General features: G+C 42.0%; 10 protein-coding genes. 7 read left to right on the top strand and 3 right to left on the bottom strand.

What is annotated here, in order from left to right; all coding sequences use genetic code 11:
• Nucleotides 1–14: 14 nt before the first annotated feature.
• Nucleotides 15–1,235: a BMP family protein gene (locus ABWT76_RS30110; RefSeq protein WP_082349033.1), complete on the bottom strand. Its 1,221-nt coding sequence runs from the start codon at nt 1,233–1,235 to the stop codon at nt 15–17.
• A gap of 188 nt (nt 1,236–1,423) precedes the next feature.
• On the opposite strand from ABWT76_RS30110, the gene ABWT76_RS30115 reads away from it, so the two are divergent.
• Nucleotides 1,424–8,404, top strand: coding sequence for a PAS domain S-box protein (locus ABWT76_RS30115; protein ID WP_354635413.1), 6,981 nt, complete (start codon nt 1,424–1,426; stop codon nt 8,402–8,404).
• Nucleotides 8,397–10,814, top strand: a complete 2,418-nt coding sequence (locus ABWT76_RS30120) for a response regulator (RefSeq protein ID WP_190880157.1) — start codon at nt 8,397–8,399, stop codon at nt 10,812–10,814. The genes ABWT76_RS30115 and ABWT76_RS30120 overlap by 8 nt, the downstream gene beginning before the upstream one ends.
• A 71-nt stretch (nt 10,815–10,885) precedes the next feature.
• Here ABWT76_RS30120 and ABWT76_RS30125 read toward each other — a convergent pair whose 3' ends face one another.
• A complete protein-coding gene (locus tag ABWT76_RS30125; protein ID WP_354635414.1) occupies nt 10,886–12,007 on the bottom strand; it encodes a response regulator in 1,122 nt (373 codons plus the stop codon).
• A 392-nt stretch (nt 12,008–12,399) separates the two neighbouring features.
• Here ABWT76_RS30125 and ABWT76_RS30130 point away from each other — a divergent pair, with 392 nt between their 5' ends.
• The 3 genes from ABWT76_RS30130 to ABWT76_RS30140 all read left to right on the top strand — a co-directional run bounded on the left by ABWT76_RS30130 (nt 12,400) and on the right by ABWT76_RS30140 (nt 15,551).
• Entirely contained in the window at nt 12,400–13,386 is a 987-nt protein-coding gene (locus ABWT76_RS30130; protein WP_054469451.1) for an acetamidase/formamidase family protein, read from the top strand.
• A 60-nt stretch (nt 13,387–13,446) separates the two neighbouring features.
• The gene (locus ABWT76_RS30135) at nt 13,447–14,313 is read left to right on the top strand and encodes a sulfite exporter TauE/SafE family protein (protein WP_054469452.1); all 867 of its coding nucleotides are present in this window, start codon (nt 13,447–13,449) and stop codon (nt 14,311–14,313) included.
• Nucleotides 14,314–14,501: 188 nt separating this feature from the next.
• Nucleotides 14,502–15,551 (top strand): ABC transporter permease, encoded by a 1,050-nt coding sequence (locus tag ABWT76_RS30140; protein ID WP_354635415.1) that lies wholly within the window; start codon nt 14,502–14,504, stop codon nt 15,549–15,551.
• Between the two features lie 77 nt (nt 15,552–15,628).
• Here ABWT76_RS30140 and ABWT76_RS30145 read toward each other — a convergent pair whose 3' ends face one another.
• Nucleotides 15,629–16,813: an anhydro-N-acetylmuramic acid kinase gene (locus tag ABWT76_RS30145; protein ID WP_054469454.1), complete on the bottom strand. Its 1,185-nt coding sequence runs from the start codon at nt 16,811–16,813 to the stop codon at nt 15,629–15,631.
• 315 nt (nt 16,814–17,128) lie between these two features.
• Between ABWT76_RS30145 and ABWT76_RS30150 the strand changes: the two genes are divergently transcribed.
• Both ABWT76_RS30150 and ABWT76_RS30155 read left to right on the top strand, forming a co-directional pair.
• A complete protein-coding gene (locus ABWT76_RS30150) occupies nt 17,129–17,293 on the top strand; it encodes a hypothetical protein (RefSeq protein WP_354635416.1) in 165 nt (54 codons plus the stop codon).
• Between the two features lie 493 nt (nt 17,294–17,786).
• On the top strand, nt 17,787–19,022 hold the full coding sequence (locus tag ABWT76_RS30155) for an LL-diaminopimelate aminotransferase (protein ID WP_054469456.1): 1,236 nt from the start codon (nt 17,787–17,789) through the stop codon (nt 19,020–19,022).
• Nucleotides 19,023–19,077: the final 55 nt, after the last annotated feature.

Genomic DNA, 19,077 nt, shown 5'->3' on the forward strand with positions numbered 1-19,077 from the left:
GGGTTCCTCTGCTACTAATTCGCCCCTTTCATGCCTTCTAATAATTTTGGTAAATACCAGATTTGTTGGTCGGTGGCTACTTCATTTGCTTTCAAGAAAACGCTGCCATCTTGAAAGTTTAATGGCCCTTTAAATAGCTGGATGCTGCCATCTCCCAATCCTTGAGTAAATTGATTGAGAAATGAGGCGCGATCGCCCAAAGCTTGACCGGCAATAAAACCAATCGCACTGGTTTCTGGGCTATTAATATTTGCCCAATCTGGACCAGCTAAAACAAATTCACTGGTATATTCACCAGACATAGCTTTTTTCACCGCTTCCTGATAAGGAACTGCCCAGTTATAATAAGGAAGTCCTAAGCAAATATCTGGGGCAATTTCACAGCCTTTGATATAATCATAGTGAACATATTTGACTTTTTTGCCCGCTGCGGCGGCTTTTTTTCCTTGCACAGCCGCTTCGGGGGTGTCAATGCCAGACATGACCACATCAAAGCCACTATTATAAAAGTCATCGGCAACTTTTGTCGGGTCTAAAGTTTTCCCCGGAATATTAAACCAAAAACCAATCCAGGTAACTTTAAAAGTTAAATCTTGCGGGTCTTTTTGCCGATAGTTTTGCCAACAATATTTAGCCCCTAAATAAGCAGACGCGGCATAGCGGCGAGTTTCATCATTAATTAATGGGCCAAGATAGCCAATTTTGCCGGTTTCCGTCCCCAGGGCGGCGGCACATCCGGCCATCATTTTGCCATATTCCATCCGCCCCATAATATTACCTAAGTTGGGAATTGCTTGATAATTTTTCCCTTCTTTCCAGGCAGCATCCCCAGAGATATGAATCACCGGAATTTCGGGATATTTTTTCGCGGTTTCCAGGGCATCATCTTTAAAGTCATCGGAGTTGAAAATAATCATTTTTGCCCCAGAATCAATTAAATCATCGGCGACTTGGGATGCTTTCACGTTGGGCCGATCACCGGGATTAACTTTATCCACATATTGAAATTTCACTTGAGGAACTTTTGCGGCAACGGTCTGCACTCCCTCATAGTTGGACTGGTTCCACCCCGCGTCATTGTGTGGCCCGACTAAAACCATCCCCACGGTAAATTGATCCGAGGTGGCATTCGGGGCCGGTTGACAAGCGGTGAACAGGAATAACCCCGCGATCGCACTCAGGGAGACGAGACGAGTTCGGGCGATCGCTTTTCTGGTTGGCAATTTATTTTTCATAGTAAAATCCTGACGTTTTATTTTAAACATAAAATAGTCACAGGCTGTTTCATTGGCCAGCGGCTGTTATGATTTATGATTAGTTATTAGCTAGTCATTGTTAAGTAGCTAATAACCAACAACCAAAGAATCCCTACCCAACAACCAACAACTAACAACTAACAACTAACAACTAACAACAAATAACTATGCCAGCGATCGCCGGATATAAAATTCTTCAAACCATCCATGAAAGTCCCAATTCACGAGTCTATCGAGGGCTGCGTGAATCAGACAATCAACCAGTGATTCTCAAAGTGCTTAAAGAGGACTATCCGACCCCGGAAAAAATCCGCAAATATAAGCTGGAGTATCTGATAACCCACAATCTGAATCTTCAGCGGGTGGTCAAGTCCTATAGCCTAGAAACCTATCACAATACCCTGATGATTGTTTTCGAGGATTTTGGCGGCAAATCGTTAAAAAGTTTAATGTCCCACCGCCGGTTTACCCTGGAAGAATTCCTAGAAATTGCGATCGCCTCTGCTGATAGTTTAGCAGAAATTCATGCGGCTAACATCATCCACAAAGATGTTAATCCATCGAACCTAGTTTATAACCCAGAAACTAAGGTTTTGAAGCTGATTGATTTTGGCATTGCCGTGGATTTTGCCAAAGACAGTCACCTGCTGGAAACCCCACAGATATTAGAGGGAACTCTTAGCTATATGTCCCCGGAACAAACCGGCAGAATGAATCGGATTTTGGATTATCGCACGGACTTTTATTCTCTGGGTGTAACTTTTTATGAACTCCTGACGCACCAGTTACCATTTAAAGGGGCTGATGCAATGGAGTTAGTTCACTGCCACTTGGCTAAACAACCCCAACCTCCTCATTTAATTATACCCAATAATGGAGAAAAACAGCTAGATAAATTTGAGCCAATTCCTCGAGCAATTTCCGACCTGGTGATGAAACTTTTAGCGAAAACTGCTGAAGAAAGATATCAAAGTGCTTGGGGGCTGAAAGCGGACTTAGAATTTTGCTTAAGTCAATTAAGATCCACAAGGGTGATTAGCCAATTCCCCTTGGGCAGCCAAGATATTTCTGACAAATTCCTGATCCCGAATAAACTGTATGGGCGGTCTAAAGAAATAGCCCAGTTATTAGCAGCCTTTGAACAGATAGCGGGTCGAGGAAAGACCCCGAAGTCCTCAGCAACTTTAGGAAATGTTTCTCCAGTTTCTCCAGTTTCTCCAGGATTTTTTTACCAAAAAGCCAGAATGATTACCGTGACGGGGGTTCCGGGAATCGGGAAATCATCCTTGGTGGCGGAAATTTATAAACCTATTACCCGGAAAAAAGGATATTTTATTTGCGGAAAGTTTGACCAATATCAGCGGAATATTCCTTATAGTGGGGTGATTCAAGCCTTTCAGGAATTGATTCGACAACTGCTGACGGAAAGTGAAGAGCAGTTGAATGAGTGGCGGACAAAAACTTTAAAAGTTTTAGGGGCTAATGCCCAATTAATTCTGGAGGTAATTCCCGAATTTAAGCGGATTATTGGCTGTGAATCTGTGGGGTCATTTTTACCGGCGATGCAAGCGGAAAATCGCTTAAATTTGTTATTTCAAAACTTAATCCAAGTTTTTGCTAATGCTGCACATCCTCTGGTAATTTTCCTGGATAATTTACAGTGGATTGATTCCGCTAGTTTAAAACTGCTGAAACTCTTGATGAGTGGCTGCTTGGATTTTGTTTTGTTTATCGGGGCTTATCGGGATAATGAGGTCAGTCATAGTCATCCTTTAATGCTGACTTTAAGTGAATTGGAACACCAGGGGGCAATTATTTCATCTATTTCTTTATCTCCTTTGAAATTAAAAGAAATTAATCAGTTAATTTCTGAGACGGTTAAGCAACCTTTAGAGGTTACGAAATATTTAGCCCAAGTAGTCCAAAATAAAACCGGGGGTAATCCGTTTTTTGTGAATGAGTTCTTAAAAGCTTTGGCCGCAGACCAGTTAATTTACTTTGATTATCAACGAGGGTCTTGGCATTGGGAGATTAATCAGATTTCAGTCAGAGAAATTACTGATAATGTGGTTGAGTTGATGGCCAGTAAAATTCAAAAATTGCCCGATTCTAGTCAAGAAAGCCTGAAGTTAGCCGCTTGTATTGGCAATCATTTTGATTTAGGGACTTTGGCAATGTTGAGTGGAAAATCCCTGAAGCAAACAACGGTAAATTTGCAAGCCGCAGTCCAAGAAGGGCTGATTGTTCCCTTAAGCGATCGCGATGGATTCTTACCAGAAACTTCTCTGGGTAATTTATCCGCATCCCAGCCATTGCATCTGTCTCAAACAAAGTCAATCGCCTACAAGTTTGTCCACGATCGCATTCAACAAGCGGCTTATTTTTTGATGCCAATGAAGGAAAAACAAGCGGTTCACTGGCAAGTGGGACAGTTTTTATATCAAAATACTCCAGAAAGCGATCGCGAGGCGAAAATCTTTGAAATTGTCAATCAATTGAATGCGGGGAGCGAACAGATTAAATATCAGGGCGATCGCGATCGACTCGCGGAACTAAATTTAACTGCTGGCATCAAAGCCAAAACTGCTGCCGCTTATGAACTGGCTTTAAATTATCTCACCATCGGCATCACTTTATTAGGAGTTCGCAGTTGGCAAACCCAATATGAACTAACCTTGTTCCTCCATGTGGAAGCAGCGGAAGCGGCTTATTTAAGTGGGCATTTGCCGCAAATGTATAAATTTTCCTTAGTGGTTTTACAATCGGCCAAAAATATTTTAGATAAGGCAAAAGTTTATGAAATCAAAATCCAAGCCTACCAAGCCCAAAACCAGTTAAAAGAAGCGGTTCATACCGCTTTACCTGTTTTACAACTATTAGGGATTACCTTCCCTTCAGTCCCGGCAAATTCAACAACAACCGCTGTACCTCTGCATAAAATTTGGTTCGGAGTTTACCAGATTCAATGGGCAATGTTTTGCAAAAAAATTGAGGATTTAATTCATCTGCCGACCATGACCGATCCCATTCACCTGGCTGCCATTAGAATTTTATCCACCGTAGCTACCGCGTCTTATATTGCCGTTCCCGAACTGTTTCCCCTGATTATTTTCAAAATGGTGAATCTCTCGCTAGAATATGGAAATTCCCCAGAATCTGCTTTTGCTTATGCTGGTTATGGGCTAATTTTATCGGGATTTTTAGGGCAAATTAATGCCGGATATCAGTTTGGTCAGTTAGCCTTAAATCTGTTGTCAAAAGTTGAAGATCGCCAGATTAAAGCCAAAGTTGTCCAAACCGTGAGTATTTGGATTTTTCCCTGGAAACGGCATATCCGAGAAACCTTACAATCAGTCCGCCAGTTGTATCTAATGGGCAGGGAAACCGGGGATTTAGAATGGGCTAAATATGCGGCGCATACTGGCTACTATTCCTATTTTAGCAGTCAGGAAGAACTGACGGTTTTAGAACAAGAAATGGCGGGGTATAGCCAGATTCTTTACCAGCTAAATCAAATTAACAGTTTTTATGGCAGTGAACTCTTTCGCCAGGGAATTTTAAATTTGATGGGAGAGGCGGCGAATCCCTGTGTTTTAATTGGCGAAGCTTATAATGAGTTAAAAATGTTGCCGGTGCATCAACAAGCTCAAGACCAAACTATTTTACACTACTTTTATTTAAATAAATTGATTCTCTGCTATTTATTTGGCAACTATCATGAAGCGAGACAAAATGCGAAACTTGCTAAAAAATATGTAGCCGGAGTGGTGGGGACTATCGCCCTGCCGGTGTTTTATTTTTATGATTCTTTAATCTATTTAAGCCAAATTAATCCCGCTAGTCAGTTTCAAAAAAGAAGACAAATGCAAGAGATTTACCGAAATCAAAAGCAGATGAAGAAATGGGCTAAATTTGCCCCCATGAACTATTTAGCGAAATTTTATTTAGTTGAGGCTGAACGCTACCGGGCGAAGGGACAGGAAGCTAAAGCGATGGATTTTTATGAAAAAGCGATCGCCGCTGCGAAAAAATATGAATATCTTCACGAAGAAGCCTTAGCTAATGAACTTGCCGCTAAATTTTATGCGGATAAACAACAAATTAATATTGCCAGGACTTATTTGCAAAATGCTCGCTATTGCTATGTCAAATGGGGGGCTAAAGCCAAAGCCAAGCAGTTAGAAGAAACTTATCCCGAACTGCTTCCTTATCGAGCCGATCTGCGGCGCCTATCCGCCACAAACCATCATGGGATGACCTCCTTAACCTCCACGGAAACTCGCATGGCATCCGCCTTGGATTTAACCACGGTGGTGAAAGCATCTCAAGCCCTATCTGGGGAAATTGTCCTGGATAAGTTATTGGCCAAATTAATCACCATTGTCCTAGAAAATGCGGGGGCGCAAAAAGGCTTTTTAATTCTAGAACAAAATGGAGAATTAGTTATTGAAGCGGCTGGAGGTGTGGAAGATTCAGAAGTTTCAGTACGGCGATCGCATCCGGTGGAAAAAACTAACTTATTGCCGAAATCAATTATTAATTATGTAGCCAGAACTCACGAATATGTGGTGTTCAATGATGCCACCAAAGAAATTGATTCTCCTTTTTGTAAAATTCAAAATCCCGACGAGTCTTATATTCTTTTGCATCAGCCAAAATCCGTGCTTTGCGTGCCGATTATTGGCCAAGGAAAATTTATCGGCATTCTCTATTTAGAAAATAATCTCACCCCTGGGGCATTTACTCCTGATCGTCTCTTAGTTTTGCGCTTACTCTGTTCTCAAGCGGCGATTTCTTTAGAAAATGCTCGTCTCTATGAAGCGGAGGAAGTCTATTCCCGCACCTTAGAAGCGAAAGTGCAAGAACGTACCGAAGAATTAGAAGAGCAAATTCGCGTCAGGGCGCAAACTGAAGCGGCATTACGCTTATCAGAAGAAAAGTTTTCTAAGGCGTTTCGGTCTTCGCCGAATCCCATTGTTATTACTACCTTGGCTGCGGGAAAATTTATCGAAGTAAATGATAGTTTTTTGACGTTAACCGGCTATAGTAAACAAGAAGTGATTAACCAAATGAGTCATCACCTGAATATTTGGCAAAATCCTCAAGATGAAATCTCAATTATGCAGATGTTAACCACCGCCGATTCGGTGCATAATCAGGAATTTGCTTGGGGACTAAAGTCGGGAGAAATCAGAACCGTTTTATTATCTGCTGAATTGATTAATCTGGGGGGAGAAGAATGTATTCTTTATTTGGTGAATGATATTACGGAACGCAAGCAAGCAGAAGAGGCGATCGCGGCCAATGAACGTAAATATAGAAATTTAGTAGAAACTTCTCAAGATATGATTTGGTCTGTAGATGCTGCCGGTCAGTTTACGTTTGTGAATCAAGCGGTGAAACAAATTTATGGCTACGATCCAGAGGAAATGAGCCAACAAAAGTTTACGGACTATGCGGATCCGAAACATCAGTACCAAGATAGGCAAATGCTGCAAGAAATTTTAGCCGGTGAATCTGTATTTCACTATGAAACTGTTCACCGATCTAAACAAGGTCAACCCATTTATTTAATGGTGAATGCGATCGGGGTGCGAAATTGGCAAGGTCGTGTCGTGGGAATTACGGGCACCGCCAGCGATATTACTTATCTTAAACAAGCGGAAGAAGCTTTACGTCAATCAGAGAGTCAATTGAAAAAAGCCAAAGAAGCGGCAGATGCGGCGAATCAAGCTAAAAGCACTTTTTTGGCGAAAATGAGCCATGAATTGCGAACACCTTTAAATGCGATTCTGGGGTTTACTCAACTGATGAGTCGCGATCACAGATTAACCCCGGAACAGCAAGAATATCTGAACATTATTAACTACTCTGGGGAGCATTTACTGGAACTGATTAATGATGTGTTGGATATGTCTAAAATCGAAGCGGGTCATCTAGAATTAAACCCCACCAGCTTTGACTTATTTCGGTTACTCAATTCTATCTTTGAAATGTTGCAACTCAAAGCCACGGGCAAAGGTTTAAAATTCATCTTTCACTGTGACCCCAATGTGCCTCAATATGTGCAAACAGACGAAAGTAAATTACGCCAAGTATTAATTAATCTTCTGGGCAATGCGATCAAATTTACCGAACAAGGAATGGTGCAATTATCGGTGACGATGGTACAAAATTATGAGGATAAACTGCACTTCCAAGTTCAAGATAGTGGGCCGGGGATCGAACCCGATGAAACTGATGATTTGTTTGAGCCTTTTGTCCAAACTAAAACCGGGCGTAAATCCATTGAAGGCACCGGGTTAGGCTTGTCCATTAGCCGCCAATTTGTTCGCTTAATGGGGGGAGATATTTTGGTCAGCAGTTGTTTAGATGGCGGTACTCTATTTAGCTTTGAAATTACTATCCGTCTGGCCGTAGCTGGATCGGTGAAAGCGAAAATTCCCCCGGCAAAAATCGTCGGTCTTGCACCAAATCAGCCGGAATATCGTATCTTGGTAGTGGAAGATCAAACCGCTAATCGAGTGATGCTAACCGAGTTACTACGATCGATTGGGTTTCAGGTGGGTGAAGCGATGAATGGCATTGAGGCGATCGCTTTATGGCGCAGTTGGCAGCCGCATTTAATTTGGATGGATATTCGGATGCCGGAAATGGACGGATTAGAAGCCACTCAGCAAATTCGCCAACTGCAAGACCCCAGTGAGGATCCAGTGGTGATTATTGCCCTCACCGCCAGTATCTTTGAAGAAGAACACCAACAGATATTAGCGATCGGCTGTAATGATTGGGTTCGCAAACCCTTTCGCCAGGAGGTAATTTTGGCAAAAATTGCTGAATATTTGGGGGTGCGTTATATTTATGAAACCAAAAATACCCATCACGACACCCTGACCCATCAATTATCCAGTAAAAACCGTTTACTCCATACGGACGAACTGAATGCGGATCATCTCAAAGCCATGTCTCCCCAATGGCGATCGCAACTCCAAGAAGCGGCCCTTTGTGCCAGAGATCAACGACTGTTTCGCTTGATTGACCAAATCCCACCAGAACATAGCCCCCTCGCGAATGTTTTAGTTGACTTAGTCAATAATTTTCGCTATGACAAAATCATGGATTTAATTCAACGGTGGCCGCATGAATAACCAGCCAACATCCCAGCCAACATCCACGTTAAAAGCCGATATTTTAATTGTTGACGATACCCCAGAAAACCTGCGGTTTCTATCCACTATGCTGGCCGAACAAGGCTATGAAGTGCGGAAAGCCTTAAATGGGCCAATGGCTTTGGCTACGGTACAGGCTGACCCTCCCGATCTGATTTTACTGGATATTAAAATGCCCCAAATGAATGGATTTGAGGTGTGTGAACGGCTTAAATCCGTAGACATCACTCGTGACATTCCGGTGATTTTCTTAAGTGCATTAGATGATGTCTTGGACAAAGTAAAAGCTTTTAATATTGGCGGCGTAGACTATATTACTAAGCCGTTTCAGTTTGAAGAAGTCTTAGCCCGGGTGGAAAATCAACTTTCGATTCGTCGCCTCCAAAAACAACTAACTCAGCAAAAAGAAGCGGCGGAAAAAGCGGCGCAAGCAAAGTCAGATTTCTTGGCGATGATGAGTCACGAAATTAGAACTCCTTTAAATGGGGTTTTAGGGATGACTCAATTGTTAGCCGAAACCGAACTGAATCGCGAACAGCAGAAATTCTTAAAAATCATTGAAATGAGTGGAGAAACTCTACTGGCAGTGATTAATGATATTCTGGATTTTTCTAAAATTGAATCCGGTCAGTTAGAGTTAGAACACCGCCCAATTAATATCCGTGATTGTATTGAAAATGTTTGTGATTTACTCAGCTTAAAAGCCCAGGAAAAAAAACTGGAACTTTTCTATCAAGTCGCCCCGGATGTGCCTATTATGATTATGGGAGACGTGACCCGACTGCATCAAATTTTAATGAATTTATTGAGTAATGCGGTTAAGTTTACGGAACAAGGAGAGGTGTTTGTTGAGGTAAAAGTGCAGTCAGATAGCAGTGAAGCGCAATCCCCAGAATTCCCCAATCTGACTTTTGCGGTGAAAGATACGGGAATTGGCATTCCCCAGGATAAATTAAATCGGTTATTTAAACCGTTTTCTCAAGTGGATTCCGCTACCAGTCGTAAGTATGGCGGGACGGGTTTGGGCTTGGTGATTTGCGATCGCTTGGTGAAGTTAATGTATGGAAGTATTGGCGTAGAAAGTCAAGAAAACCAAGGGTCTACTTTCTTTTTTAAGATTAAAACTCAGGCAGTTCCCGGCCATCCTGAACCCTCTTTAAATCCGGCAGTTCCCGAATTGATAAATCGGCGGGTTTGGTTGGTGAATTCTCATCCCACCACGGCGGCAATTTTAGGGCAACAATGTCAGTATTGGGGATTGCAGGTGGAAATGATTGCTACTGGGGCGGATTTGTTGTTCAAATGGCAGAACAGCGATCGCCCAGATGTGATGATTTTGGATATGCAGCTTACGGATATGGATGGCTTGACTTTAGCCAGTCAAATTTATGCATATGATGGCGGGAAAAGAGTTCCCCTAATTTTATTAACTACTCTGTTACATCACGAAGAAAATAGTGAGGCGATCGCGGCGATTTTTAATAGCTACTTATTGAAGCCGGTTAAACCCGCGCAACTCTTTGACTCGCTGCTGAGTATTCTTTCAAATATTCAAGCCTCAACTCCCGCGAATCAACGCCATAAAGCTAAACTAAATCCCCGTTTAGCGGAACATATACCCTTGCAAATTTTAATCGTCGAAGATAGCGTTATTAATCAAGAATTATTGCTGACCATTTTACAAAAAATGGGCTATATTGCTGATGTTGTTGACAATGGATTAGCCGCCATTGAAGCCCTGGAAAAGCATTTTTATCAAATCATCTTCATGGATGTACAAATGCCAGGAATGGATGGGTTAACCGCAACTCGCTATATTGTCAGCCATTGGCCAGAAAAGCAAAGACCGAAAATTATTGCCATGACCGCCAGCGCATTTCAAGAAGATAAACAAAACTGTTTAGATGCGGGAATGGACGACTATATTAGTAAACCCATTCGCATCGAACAAGTCCAGCAAATGTTGCAAAAATGGGCAAAAAATATTCCGGCAATTCCCTCAGCGGTTACGGAACCTTCCTTGGTTCCAGAAGTAACATCGTTGATCGATAGATCGGTGATTGCTGAGTTAGAAGAACTCAACCCTTCTCTGCCTCAAAAAATGGCCAAAAGATTTCTCGAAGATGATGCCCCGAATGCGATCGCCCAACTCAAACAAGCGGTTGCCGAACAAAACGCCTCGGCCATGAGAAAATGCGCCCATAGCCTCAAAGGATCTTCGGCCTTAATGGGTGCGAAAGCACTCTCTGAACTGTGCCTACAAATTGAAATCAAAGGCAAAGCCGATGACTTTCAAAATATTGAGGAATTGCTCGCAGAATTAGATAACCAATATCAGCAATTGGAGCAAGAATTAATTCAAATGTTTGCGATGGAAAGTGAAAATTGAAAAATTGAAAATTGAAAAATTGAAAATTGAAAAGTCTCACTATCAACCATCAACCATAGAATCCCTACCCATCAAGATTCCCAAGGCAAAGAAATTGTTACCATTGTTTGTTGACCGGGAATACTGCTAATGATTAACTCCCCACCGTATAATTCGGTCAATCGTTTGGCAATAATTAAGCCTAATCCTGACCCTTGTTGTTCATATAGTTTTCTCTGAAATTGGACATAGGCACCGATCCGCTCAATTTCAGAGGGACTCATGCCTTTGCCATAATCGATCACGTCAATTTTCCAAAAGACATCATCGGTATGAGTTTTAATCTCAATGGGTGTACCGGGTTGAGAAAACTTAAAAGCATTATCCAGAATTTCCTCTAAAATTTTTTCAAACTTTGGCGCTGATATTTTAATAAATTTATCCTGAGTAATACTCAGGTAAATGTCAGCTTTTCTTTGATATTTTTCACCTTTTTTTTTGGCTAAATTGGTAATAATTTCTTCAGTAAAAGTTGATTCTTGAAAAATGTTCACTTTTTGAAATTTTTCTGGATCATTACTGAGAATTTCTAATTCAGCATAAAGTAAAAAATTTTGGGTTAATCGATAGAGGACTTGAGCAGAATTGTGAATCATGTTAATCATCTCAACGACTCTGGGATCTTCAATATGGTAGACATCCAAGATAACTCTAGAAAGACCCAAAATTCCCGTGAGAGGGGTATGGAGTTCATGGGGGAGTGAATGGGTTAGGTGATCTCGCAATTCATCTAGTTCTTTCTGGGATTGGCGATAAAATAGTTCATATTTTTTTAACCGGGCAGCGATCGCGCCCAATAACTCTTCCTTAGTAAAAGGTTTTGTCAGATAATCATCAGCCCCCAATTCCATCCCATGACGTTGATCTGCTTTATCTACTCTAGAGGATAAAAAAATAAACGGAATACTTTGAGTGGTGGGGTGTTCGCGCAAAGCCTGAAGTACGCCATACCCATCTAGTTCAGGCATCATAATGTCACAAATGACTAAATCTGGTAAATGTTTTAAGGCAAGTTGCACTCCAACTTTCCCATTTTCTGCTTCAAAAATTTGAATATTTTCCTGAGATTTCTTTAAAATAAATTTAATAAGTTTTCTAAAATATTTACTGTCATCAATAATTAAATATTTATGAAATTTGATTTGCTCTTTCATTGTATGGTAAGTTTTCAAGTATAATAATTAACCAAGCATAATAGTCTTAGGTTAAAACAAAAATAATCACAATTTTAACGATGAATTACTGATCAATGATGTTGCCTTGGTACAGGGAAAAAACACTAGATTGAATCAAATCAATCAAGATGTACGGCGACGCTCGGATGTTTCATCCAGTATTTGTAGACAGTGACTATCCCATTATCCCATATTCTATAAACTGTTGGGCTGGTGTCCACCCCAGCTAAAATTCGGATACAATGTAACATTGTTTCACCACAATTTATGGTATTTTAAACATGATCCAGATGCTAGGGAGAATTAATTTAGAGTAAATTGGGTAAACATATAAGTATTGAAAACATATCAAATCTGTAACTAAAAATTCCATGAGCCATTATATCCTCAAAGCTACTCCGAACACGGTTCATTTAGGGGGTTTTTCCCCGGATCTGGAACCGGCTTTAATCATTGATTCTGGGGATACGATTGATGTAGAAACCTATACAGGATTCTATGTTTACGATCAAGCCCCACCAGAGTTTCTCACCCCAGAATTTGTGGAAATTTGTCAGTCTTTACCCACTGAAAGAAAGGTGGGGCCAGGCCCACATTTGCTGACCGGGCCAATTTATCTGCGAGATGCGAAACCCGGAGATGTCCTGGAAGTGAAATTAGAACAAATTTCCCCTCGACTGCCAATGGGGTTTAACGCGATTCGTCCCGGTTGGGGCGCTTTACCCGACCAATTTACCGAGTCTAAGCTGCGGTTTATTCCTTTGGATTTGGCAAAATCCGAGGCAGAATTTCCGTTCGCGCAGCGTTGCGGATGCAATATCGCCTCTGGGATCCGGATTCCTTTGCAACCTTTTTTTGGCATTTTGGGAGTTGCCACTTCAGAAATTAATCGGTCTTCGGTTCCTCCTGGTAATTATGGTGGCAACCTGGATAATCGCTATTTGCAGGCAGGTTCACGAATTTTTTTGCCGATTTATCTCCCAGGGGGCTTATTTTCTATTGGGGATGGACATTCAGCCCAAGGAGATGGGGAGGTGAATGTGACGGCAATTGAAACTTCGATGAATGGCAGGATTCAGCTTAATTTACGTCGGGATTTGAAGTTGACTGCCCCTTTGGGGGAAACTCCAACCCATTGGATGACGATGGGGTTTGGGGAAACCTTGGATCAGGCGTTTGCACAAGCCCTGGAACAGGCGATCGCCCTTTTGGTGGACTGGTTTGGCTTCAAAGCCGAAGATGCCTATATATTATGTTCCTTGGCGGTGAATTTTCATATTACTCAGGTGGTGAATCGTCCTCATAAAGGAGTCCATAGTATGTTACCTAAGTCAATTTTGCCCAAGCCATTAATCTAAGCCCATATTAATCTAAAACCATATTAATCTAAGCCCATATTAATCTAAACCCATATTATTATGAGTGAAATCGCCTTGTTGACGTTTACTGCCGCCGGATTATTGGCCGGAATTCTCGCGGGATTTCTGGGGATTGGTGGGGGCACCGTATTAGTACCAATTTTAGTCTCCTTGGGACATTCCCCGCGTGAAGCGGTTGCCACCAGTAGCTTATCTATTGTCATCACTGCCATCTCTGGTACAGTGCAAAATTGGCGCATGGGCTATCTGAATTTTCGTCAAGTAATCGGCATTGGAATGCCGGCGATCGTCACGGCTCAAATTGGGGCAAAATTGGCGACTATCTTTTCTCCTCCTGTCTTATTAACTGCTTTTGGTGGTTTACTTTTGCTAAATATATATTTAGTGCAATTTCGCCAACGAATCACCCGCAAACAAGCAGCGATTGAAGCTTTAAATAACCAAGAAGCTGACTCCATAATTGAGCCAACAATTGAGCCAACAATTGAAGCCAGCCAAAATAGGGATCTACTTACCCACAAAAGCCCAATTTATTTCTTTTTATCGCGGATTTTAACTGGCAGCCTTGCCGGGTTATTAGCGGGGTTGTTTGGTGTCGGGGGCGGCGTGATTATGGTGCCCCTGCAAATCCTGCTATTAAATACTAAAATTAAAACCGCGATTCAAACCAGTTTAGGGGTAATTGTGATTACGGCAATTTCTGCTACCACTGGCCATGCCCTCCAAGGAAATGTGTTATGGATTCCTGGTTTAATTTTAGGCATGGGTGGGTTATTGGGCGCTCAAATTAGCACCAGATTTTTACCCAAATTGAGCGATCGCACGGTCAGTTTAGCCTTTAATATATTGCTGCTGATTCTTTCATTTTATATCTTTTGGCAAGCATGGCAAAAATATCATGTTTAGGGCGATCGGCAGTAGGGGCGATTCGCTTTACCGCCCCTACATTGTATTGATGTGTCACCGTCTCAAAACGGTCCCCTACTGATAGTCACTTATACGGATAAAATTGGTGCGTTACGCTGTGGCTAACGCACCCTACTAAGAACTAATAACTAATAGCTAACAACCAATTACCCATAACCAATCAAAAAATGAGCAATAAATGGTTAAATCAAGTAATTTTTGTGGCGATTGCCCTGGGATTAATTAGCCTATTCATTATATTGGCGGGTTCTGACCCGATCGCCGTCACCGCGAGGATTTTTAATGGGGCATTTGGCAATATTAATCGGTTTGCTAGAGTGGTGGCAACTTTAGCTCCTTTGCTATTATGTGCTAGTGGTTTAATTTTTACTTTTACCGCTGGTTTATACAATTTAGGGGTTGAAGGTCAGATTACTTTTGGCGCGATCGCCACCACATTTACTTTACGTTTATTGTACCCCATATTCCCGGCACCGTTAGTGATTGTTTTGGGATTAATTGCGGGATGTTTGGGCGGTTTATGCTGGGGATTATTAGCGGGAACCTTAAACATCTATGGTCGAGTCAACGAAATTTTTGCGGGCTTAGGGTTAAATTTTGTGGCCGATGGCATTGCCTTATATTTGATATTAAATCCCTGGAAACGGGCCGGGGTTGCTTCCATGAGTGGGACGGAATTATTTGACCAATCTTTATGGTTAAACACCTTTGGCCAAACTGATGCCAGTCCCGTTGCCTTGGCGATCGCATTTTTGGCTTTAGCCATCACTTTTATCGTCATAGAAGGCACTTATTTTGGCCTAGAATTACAAGCGGTGGGCAAAAATTTACGCGCCGCTTATGTGTTAGGAATTCCCGCAGTTCGCCAAATTTTAGGGGCTTTTGCCATTTGTGGTGCCTTAGCGGGGATTGCCGGTGCTCTGCAAGTTTTAGCCGTATTTCATCGCCTAATTCCGGCGATTTCTAGTAACTTAGGATTTCTGGCTTTATTAGTGGCGATGATTGCTGGATTTCGGCCTATTTGGATTTTGCCCGTGGCTTTTTTTTTCAGTGCCTTAAATATCGGCAGTTTACAGCTACCGCTATCCCTACAATTAGAATCGTCTTTAGCCGGAGTAATTCAAGGAATTTTAGTTTTATTGGTACTTTTAGGTCGGGGATTTAGCGGCTATTTTAAATCAACACAGAGACACAGAGAACACAGAGAATATCGGTGAAAAAGTATCGCCAAAGTAAATGTTAAATTAAATAAAAAAAATATATTACATATAAGGTTAATAGCATAGAATAACAGCTAGATAAAATAAGTTTCTCCTAATAACATCGGTTGACTGGCGCCGGTGCAGTGGGGCAGATTTCCCGGAATGCCAATGGTTCGCCAATAAGCAAATACGGCAAAGGCGATCGCCTCTTTAAAATCCGCATTCAAACCCAAGTCGTCGGTAGGGAATACAGGTAATTTTAATTCTTGGGCTAATCGTTGCCGTAAATATTGGTTACGACTGCCACCTCCACATAAAAAAACTTCATCCGGTTGTACGGGCAAAAACCGCCGATATCCTCGGACAATTGACATTACGGTTAATTCGGTAATTGTGGCTAATAAATCCGCTGGGGCTAAGGTACTGGCATCGGCTAAACATTGCTGAAAATAGTCAAGCCCAAATAATTCTCTTCCCGTAGATTTTGGCGGTTTTTGGTGAAAAAAAGGGTGTGCTAACCAGGTTTCCACTAAGTCTAAGCGAGGCGTTCCTTGGGCAGCCCATGCCCCATTGCGATCGTAAGTTTGTTCACCTTCCGTCAGATATTCTACGGCTAAATTAATTAAACTATTTCCCGGCCCTGTATCCCATCCTTGAATTTGTGCTAACCAATTAACTTGATTTATGGTTGCTGAATTTTTTGGCGGCAAATAAGTCACGTTGCCAATGCCCCCTATATTTTGAATACAACGATATTTTTGCTCGTGACTAATTAAGCAAGCATCGACTTTTGTCACCAAGGGCGCCCCTTGTCCCCCAGCGGCAATATCCGCAGCCCTAAAATTACTCACCGTGGGAATTCCGGTTAGCTGGGCAATCAATGCACCTCTGCCAAGTTGTAAACTGTAACCTAATGGGACATGAGGATTAATTCCCGGAATTCTGCCCGGGTCGATCGCGGTTCCGGGAGGACGATGGTAAATTGTTTGTCCGTGAGATCCGATTAATTCCGCTTGGGGTTGATTGGTTTGAATGGCGATCGCTGCTTGGGCAAAAACTTGGGCGATCGCATCATCCAGGGCGGCAAATTCTGCCATCGATCGGCGATCGCCGGCACAAACTGCTAAAATTTCTGTTTGCAGGGGATTAGGATAGGGATAAGTTTTAGCCTGAAGTAGTTCTATTTTTAGGTCAAATTCCTTACCTGTAATCTCAACCAAAGCTGCATCAATGCCATCGACTGATGTCCCACTCATTAAACCAATTACTAGGGTCATATCTTTCTGGGAAAAACGCTAACATTCACCATCATACAACAGTCAGGAGTCATCCAGGAATCATTTCCTATCAGCGGTCAGCAGTCAGCCTTTATCACTTTTCAATGATTATGCCAGAGAATACGAACGACTTGTTAAAAAATGCCTTGAATAATCTGAAAAATCGCGAACAATAATTTCAGCAGCAACAGGCGGAAATTAAACTGCTGCCCGCAGAATTCATCCCTAAAGCTTCAGAAATTCAAAAGCTCCAATTTCCTGTCCAGCAGCCAAGTGCAGAAATCCAACATTTAACCGAGGATTTAATTAATAAAAATGCTAAAATTGAACAACGCGCACTTATCTGCCCTTAACGATGAAACCAATAAATACCTAATTTTAAAAAGTCCTATGGGCATTGATTATACTCGTTTCCAACAATTATTATCCCAGCAACAATGGCAAGCCGCCAATGAAGAAACCGCGAAAAAAATGCTATAGGTAATGGGGCGATCGCCATCGTCCAATGGATAGCTTCGGGAACAAGAAATCCACCAATTTCTCCGGGAATATTTTTTGACTTTGGATACTGGGTGAAATATAGCCAAAATCGTTTTGGTTTTTCCATAAGCGGATCTTTGAAACCATGCAGACTGAAAAGCCAATCCTCGATTATGATTCCTTTAAATATTTGATTTTTCGCTTAGGTTGGACTGCATCTCCCCTCCCACGGATAAAGAATAGTTAGGGGGCCATATTTTTGATTTAACCACTCCTCCGGGACATCTCCCAGGATTGAGCAGTCATTTAAATGGGAAAGATGCAAAATTTCCCTTAACTAAAATTCTTAACTAAAATTATTATGCGCTTGCGCGGACAGCGAGCTTTATTTGCCTTAGTCAAATCCCTGGAAAACAAATTATAATTTTTATGCTAATTTTTTCTTAAACTATGATAAAATAATTTTCTAATTGTTTAGTCGTAAAATCAAAAAATGGCAACGGTTAACGAAAACTACCTGAAGCTAAAAGCTGGCTACTTATTTCCCGAAATCGCTCGTCGGGTGAATGCTTTTGCTCAAGAAAATCCCCAAGCCCCGATTATTAAATTAGGCATTGGTGATGTGACTGAACCATTACCAGAAGCCTGCCGCACCGCAATGATTCAAGCGGTAGAAGATATGGGCGATCGCGCCTCTTTTAAAGGCTACGGCCCAGAACAAGGCTATCCTTGGTTGCGGGAAAAAATTGCCGCATTAGATTTCCAATCGCGGGGATGTGATATCGATGCATCAGAAATTTTTATCTCTGATGGTTCCAAATGCGACACGGGAAATATCCTGGATATTTTTGGTGACAATAACACCATTGCCGTCACGGATCCGGTCTATCCTGTCTATGTGGATACCAACGTGATGGCCGGTCATACGGGGCAGGCTACCGAGTCGGGAAAATATGAAGGATTACTATATTTACCCATCACAGCAGAGAATAATTTTACCGCCGAAATTCCCTCGGAAAAAGTAGATTTAATCTATCTATGTTTTCCCAACAATCCCACCGGCGCCACCGCCACCAAAGACCACTTAAAAGCTTGGGTAGATTATGCTAAAGCCCATGAAGCAATTATTTTCTTTGATGCGGCCTATGAAGCATTTATTACCGACCCCACTTTACCTCACTCAATTTATGAAATTGAAGGGGCACGAGATTGCGCGATCGAGTTTCGTTCTTTCTCGAAAAATGCCGGATTTACCGGGACTCGTTGCGCGTTAACCGTGGTGCCGAAAACCCTCACCGCGAAAACCAGTGATGGGACAAAAGTAGAACTACATAAACTGTGGAATCGGCGCCAATCTACTAAATTTAATGGTGTTTCTTATATTGTGCAACGGGGGGCAGAAGCGGTTTACTCTGAAGCCGGGCAAGCCCAAGTGAAAAGTTTGGTCAGTTTCTATATGGAAAATGCCAAAATTATTTGTGAAAAATTAACCGCTGCGGGCTTAACGGTTTATGGGGGTGTGAATGCCCCTTATGTTTGGGTGAAAACTCCCAATAATTTATCTAGTTGGGAGTTCTTCGATCAGTTACTTTCCCAAGTCAATGTCGTGGGAACTCCTGGGTCTGGTTTTGGCGCTGCCGGAGAAGGTTATTTCCGCATTTCCGCATTTAATAGCCGGGAAAATGTAGAAGAAGCTATGCGGCGAATTACGGAAAAATTTAAGGTTTAATCTGGAAATCCCCCCTTTTCAGGGGGGTTGGATAACCCTAGGGACTGGCAATTTG

It is taken from the genome of Planktothricoides raciborskii GIHE-MW2, assembly GCF_040564635.1.
GTDB lineage: Bacteria > Cyanobacteriota > Cyanobacteriia > Cyanobacteriales > Laspinemataceae > Planktothricoides > Planktothricoides raciborskii.

What these genes read in the sequence shown, in the direction of transcription:
- ABWT76_RS30110 (WP_082349033.1), bottom strand. Translation starts at nt 1,235, where the DNA reads ATGAAAAATAAATTGCCAACCAGAAAAGCGATCGCCCGAACTCGTCTC.
- ABWT76_RS30115 (WP_354635413.1), top strand. Translation starts at nt 1,424, where the DNA reads ATGCCAGCGATCGCCGGATATAAAATTCTTCAAACCATCCATGAAAGT.
- ABWT76_RS30120 (WP_190880157.1), top strand. Translation starts at nt 8,397, where the DNA reads ATGAATAACCAGCCAACATCCCAGCCAACATCCACGTTAAAAGCCGAT.
- ABWT76_RS30125 (WP_354635414.1), bottom strand. Translation starts at nt 12,007, where the DNA reads ATGAAAGAGCAAATCAAATTTCATAAATATTTAATTATTGATGACAGT.
- ABWT76_RS30130 (WP_054469451.1), top strand. Translation starts at nt 12,400, where the DNA reads ATGAGCCATTATATCCTCAAAGCTACTCCGAACACGGTTCATTTAGGG.
- ABWT76_RS30135 (WP_054469452.1), top strand. Translation starts at nt 13,447, where the DNA reads ATGAGTGAAATCGCCTTGTTGACGTTTACTGCCGCCGGATTATTGGCC.
- ABWT76_RS30140 (WP_354635415.1), top strand. Translation starts at nt 14,502, where the DNA reads ATGAGCAATAAATGGTTAAATCAAGTAATTTTTGTGGCGATTGCCCTG.
- ABWT76_RS30145 (WP_054469454.1), bottom strand. Translation starts at nt 16,813, where the DNA reads ATGACCCTAGTAATTGGTTTAATGAGTGGGACATCAGTCGATGGCATT.
- ABWT76_RS30150 (WP_354635416.1), top strand. Translation starts at nt 17,129, where the DNA reads ATGCTAAAATTGAACAACGCGCACTTATCTGCCCTTAACGATGAAACC.
- ABWT76_RS30155 (WP_054469456.1), top strand. Translation starts at nt 17,787, where the DNA reads ATGGCAACGGTTAACGAAAACTACCTGAAGCTAAAAGCTGGCTACTTA.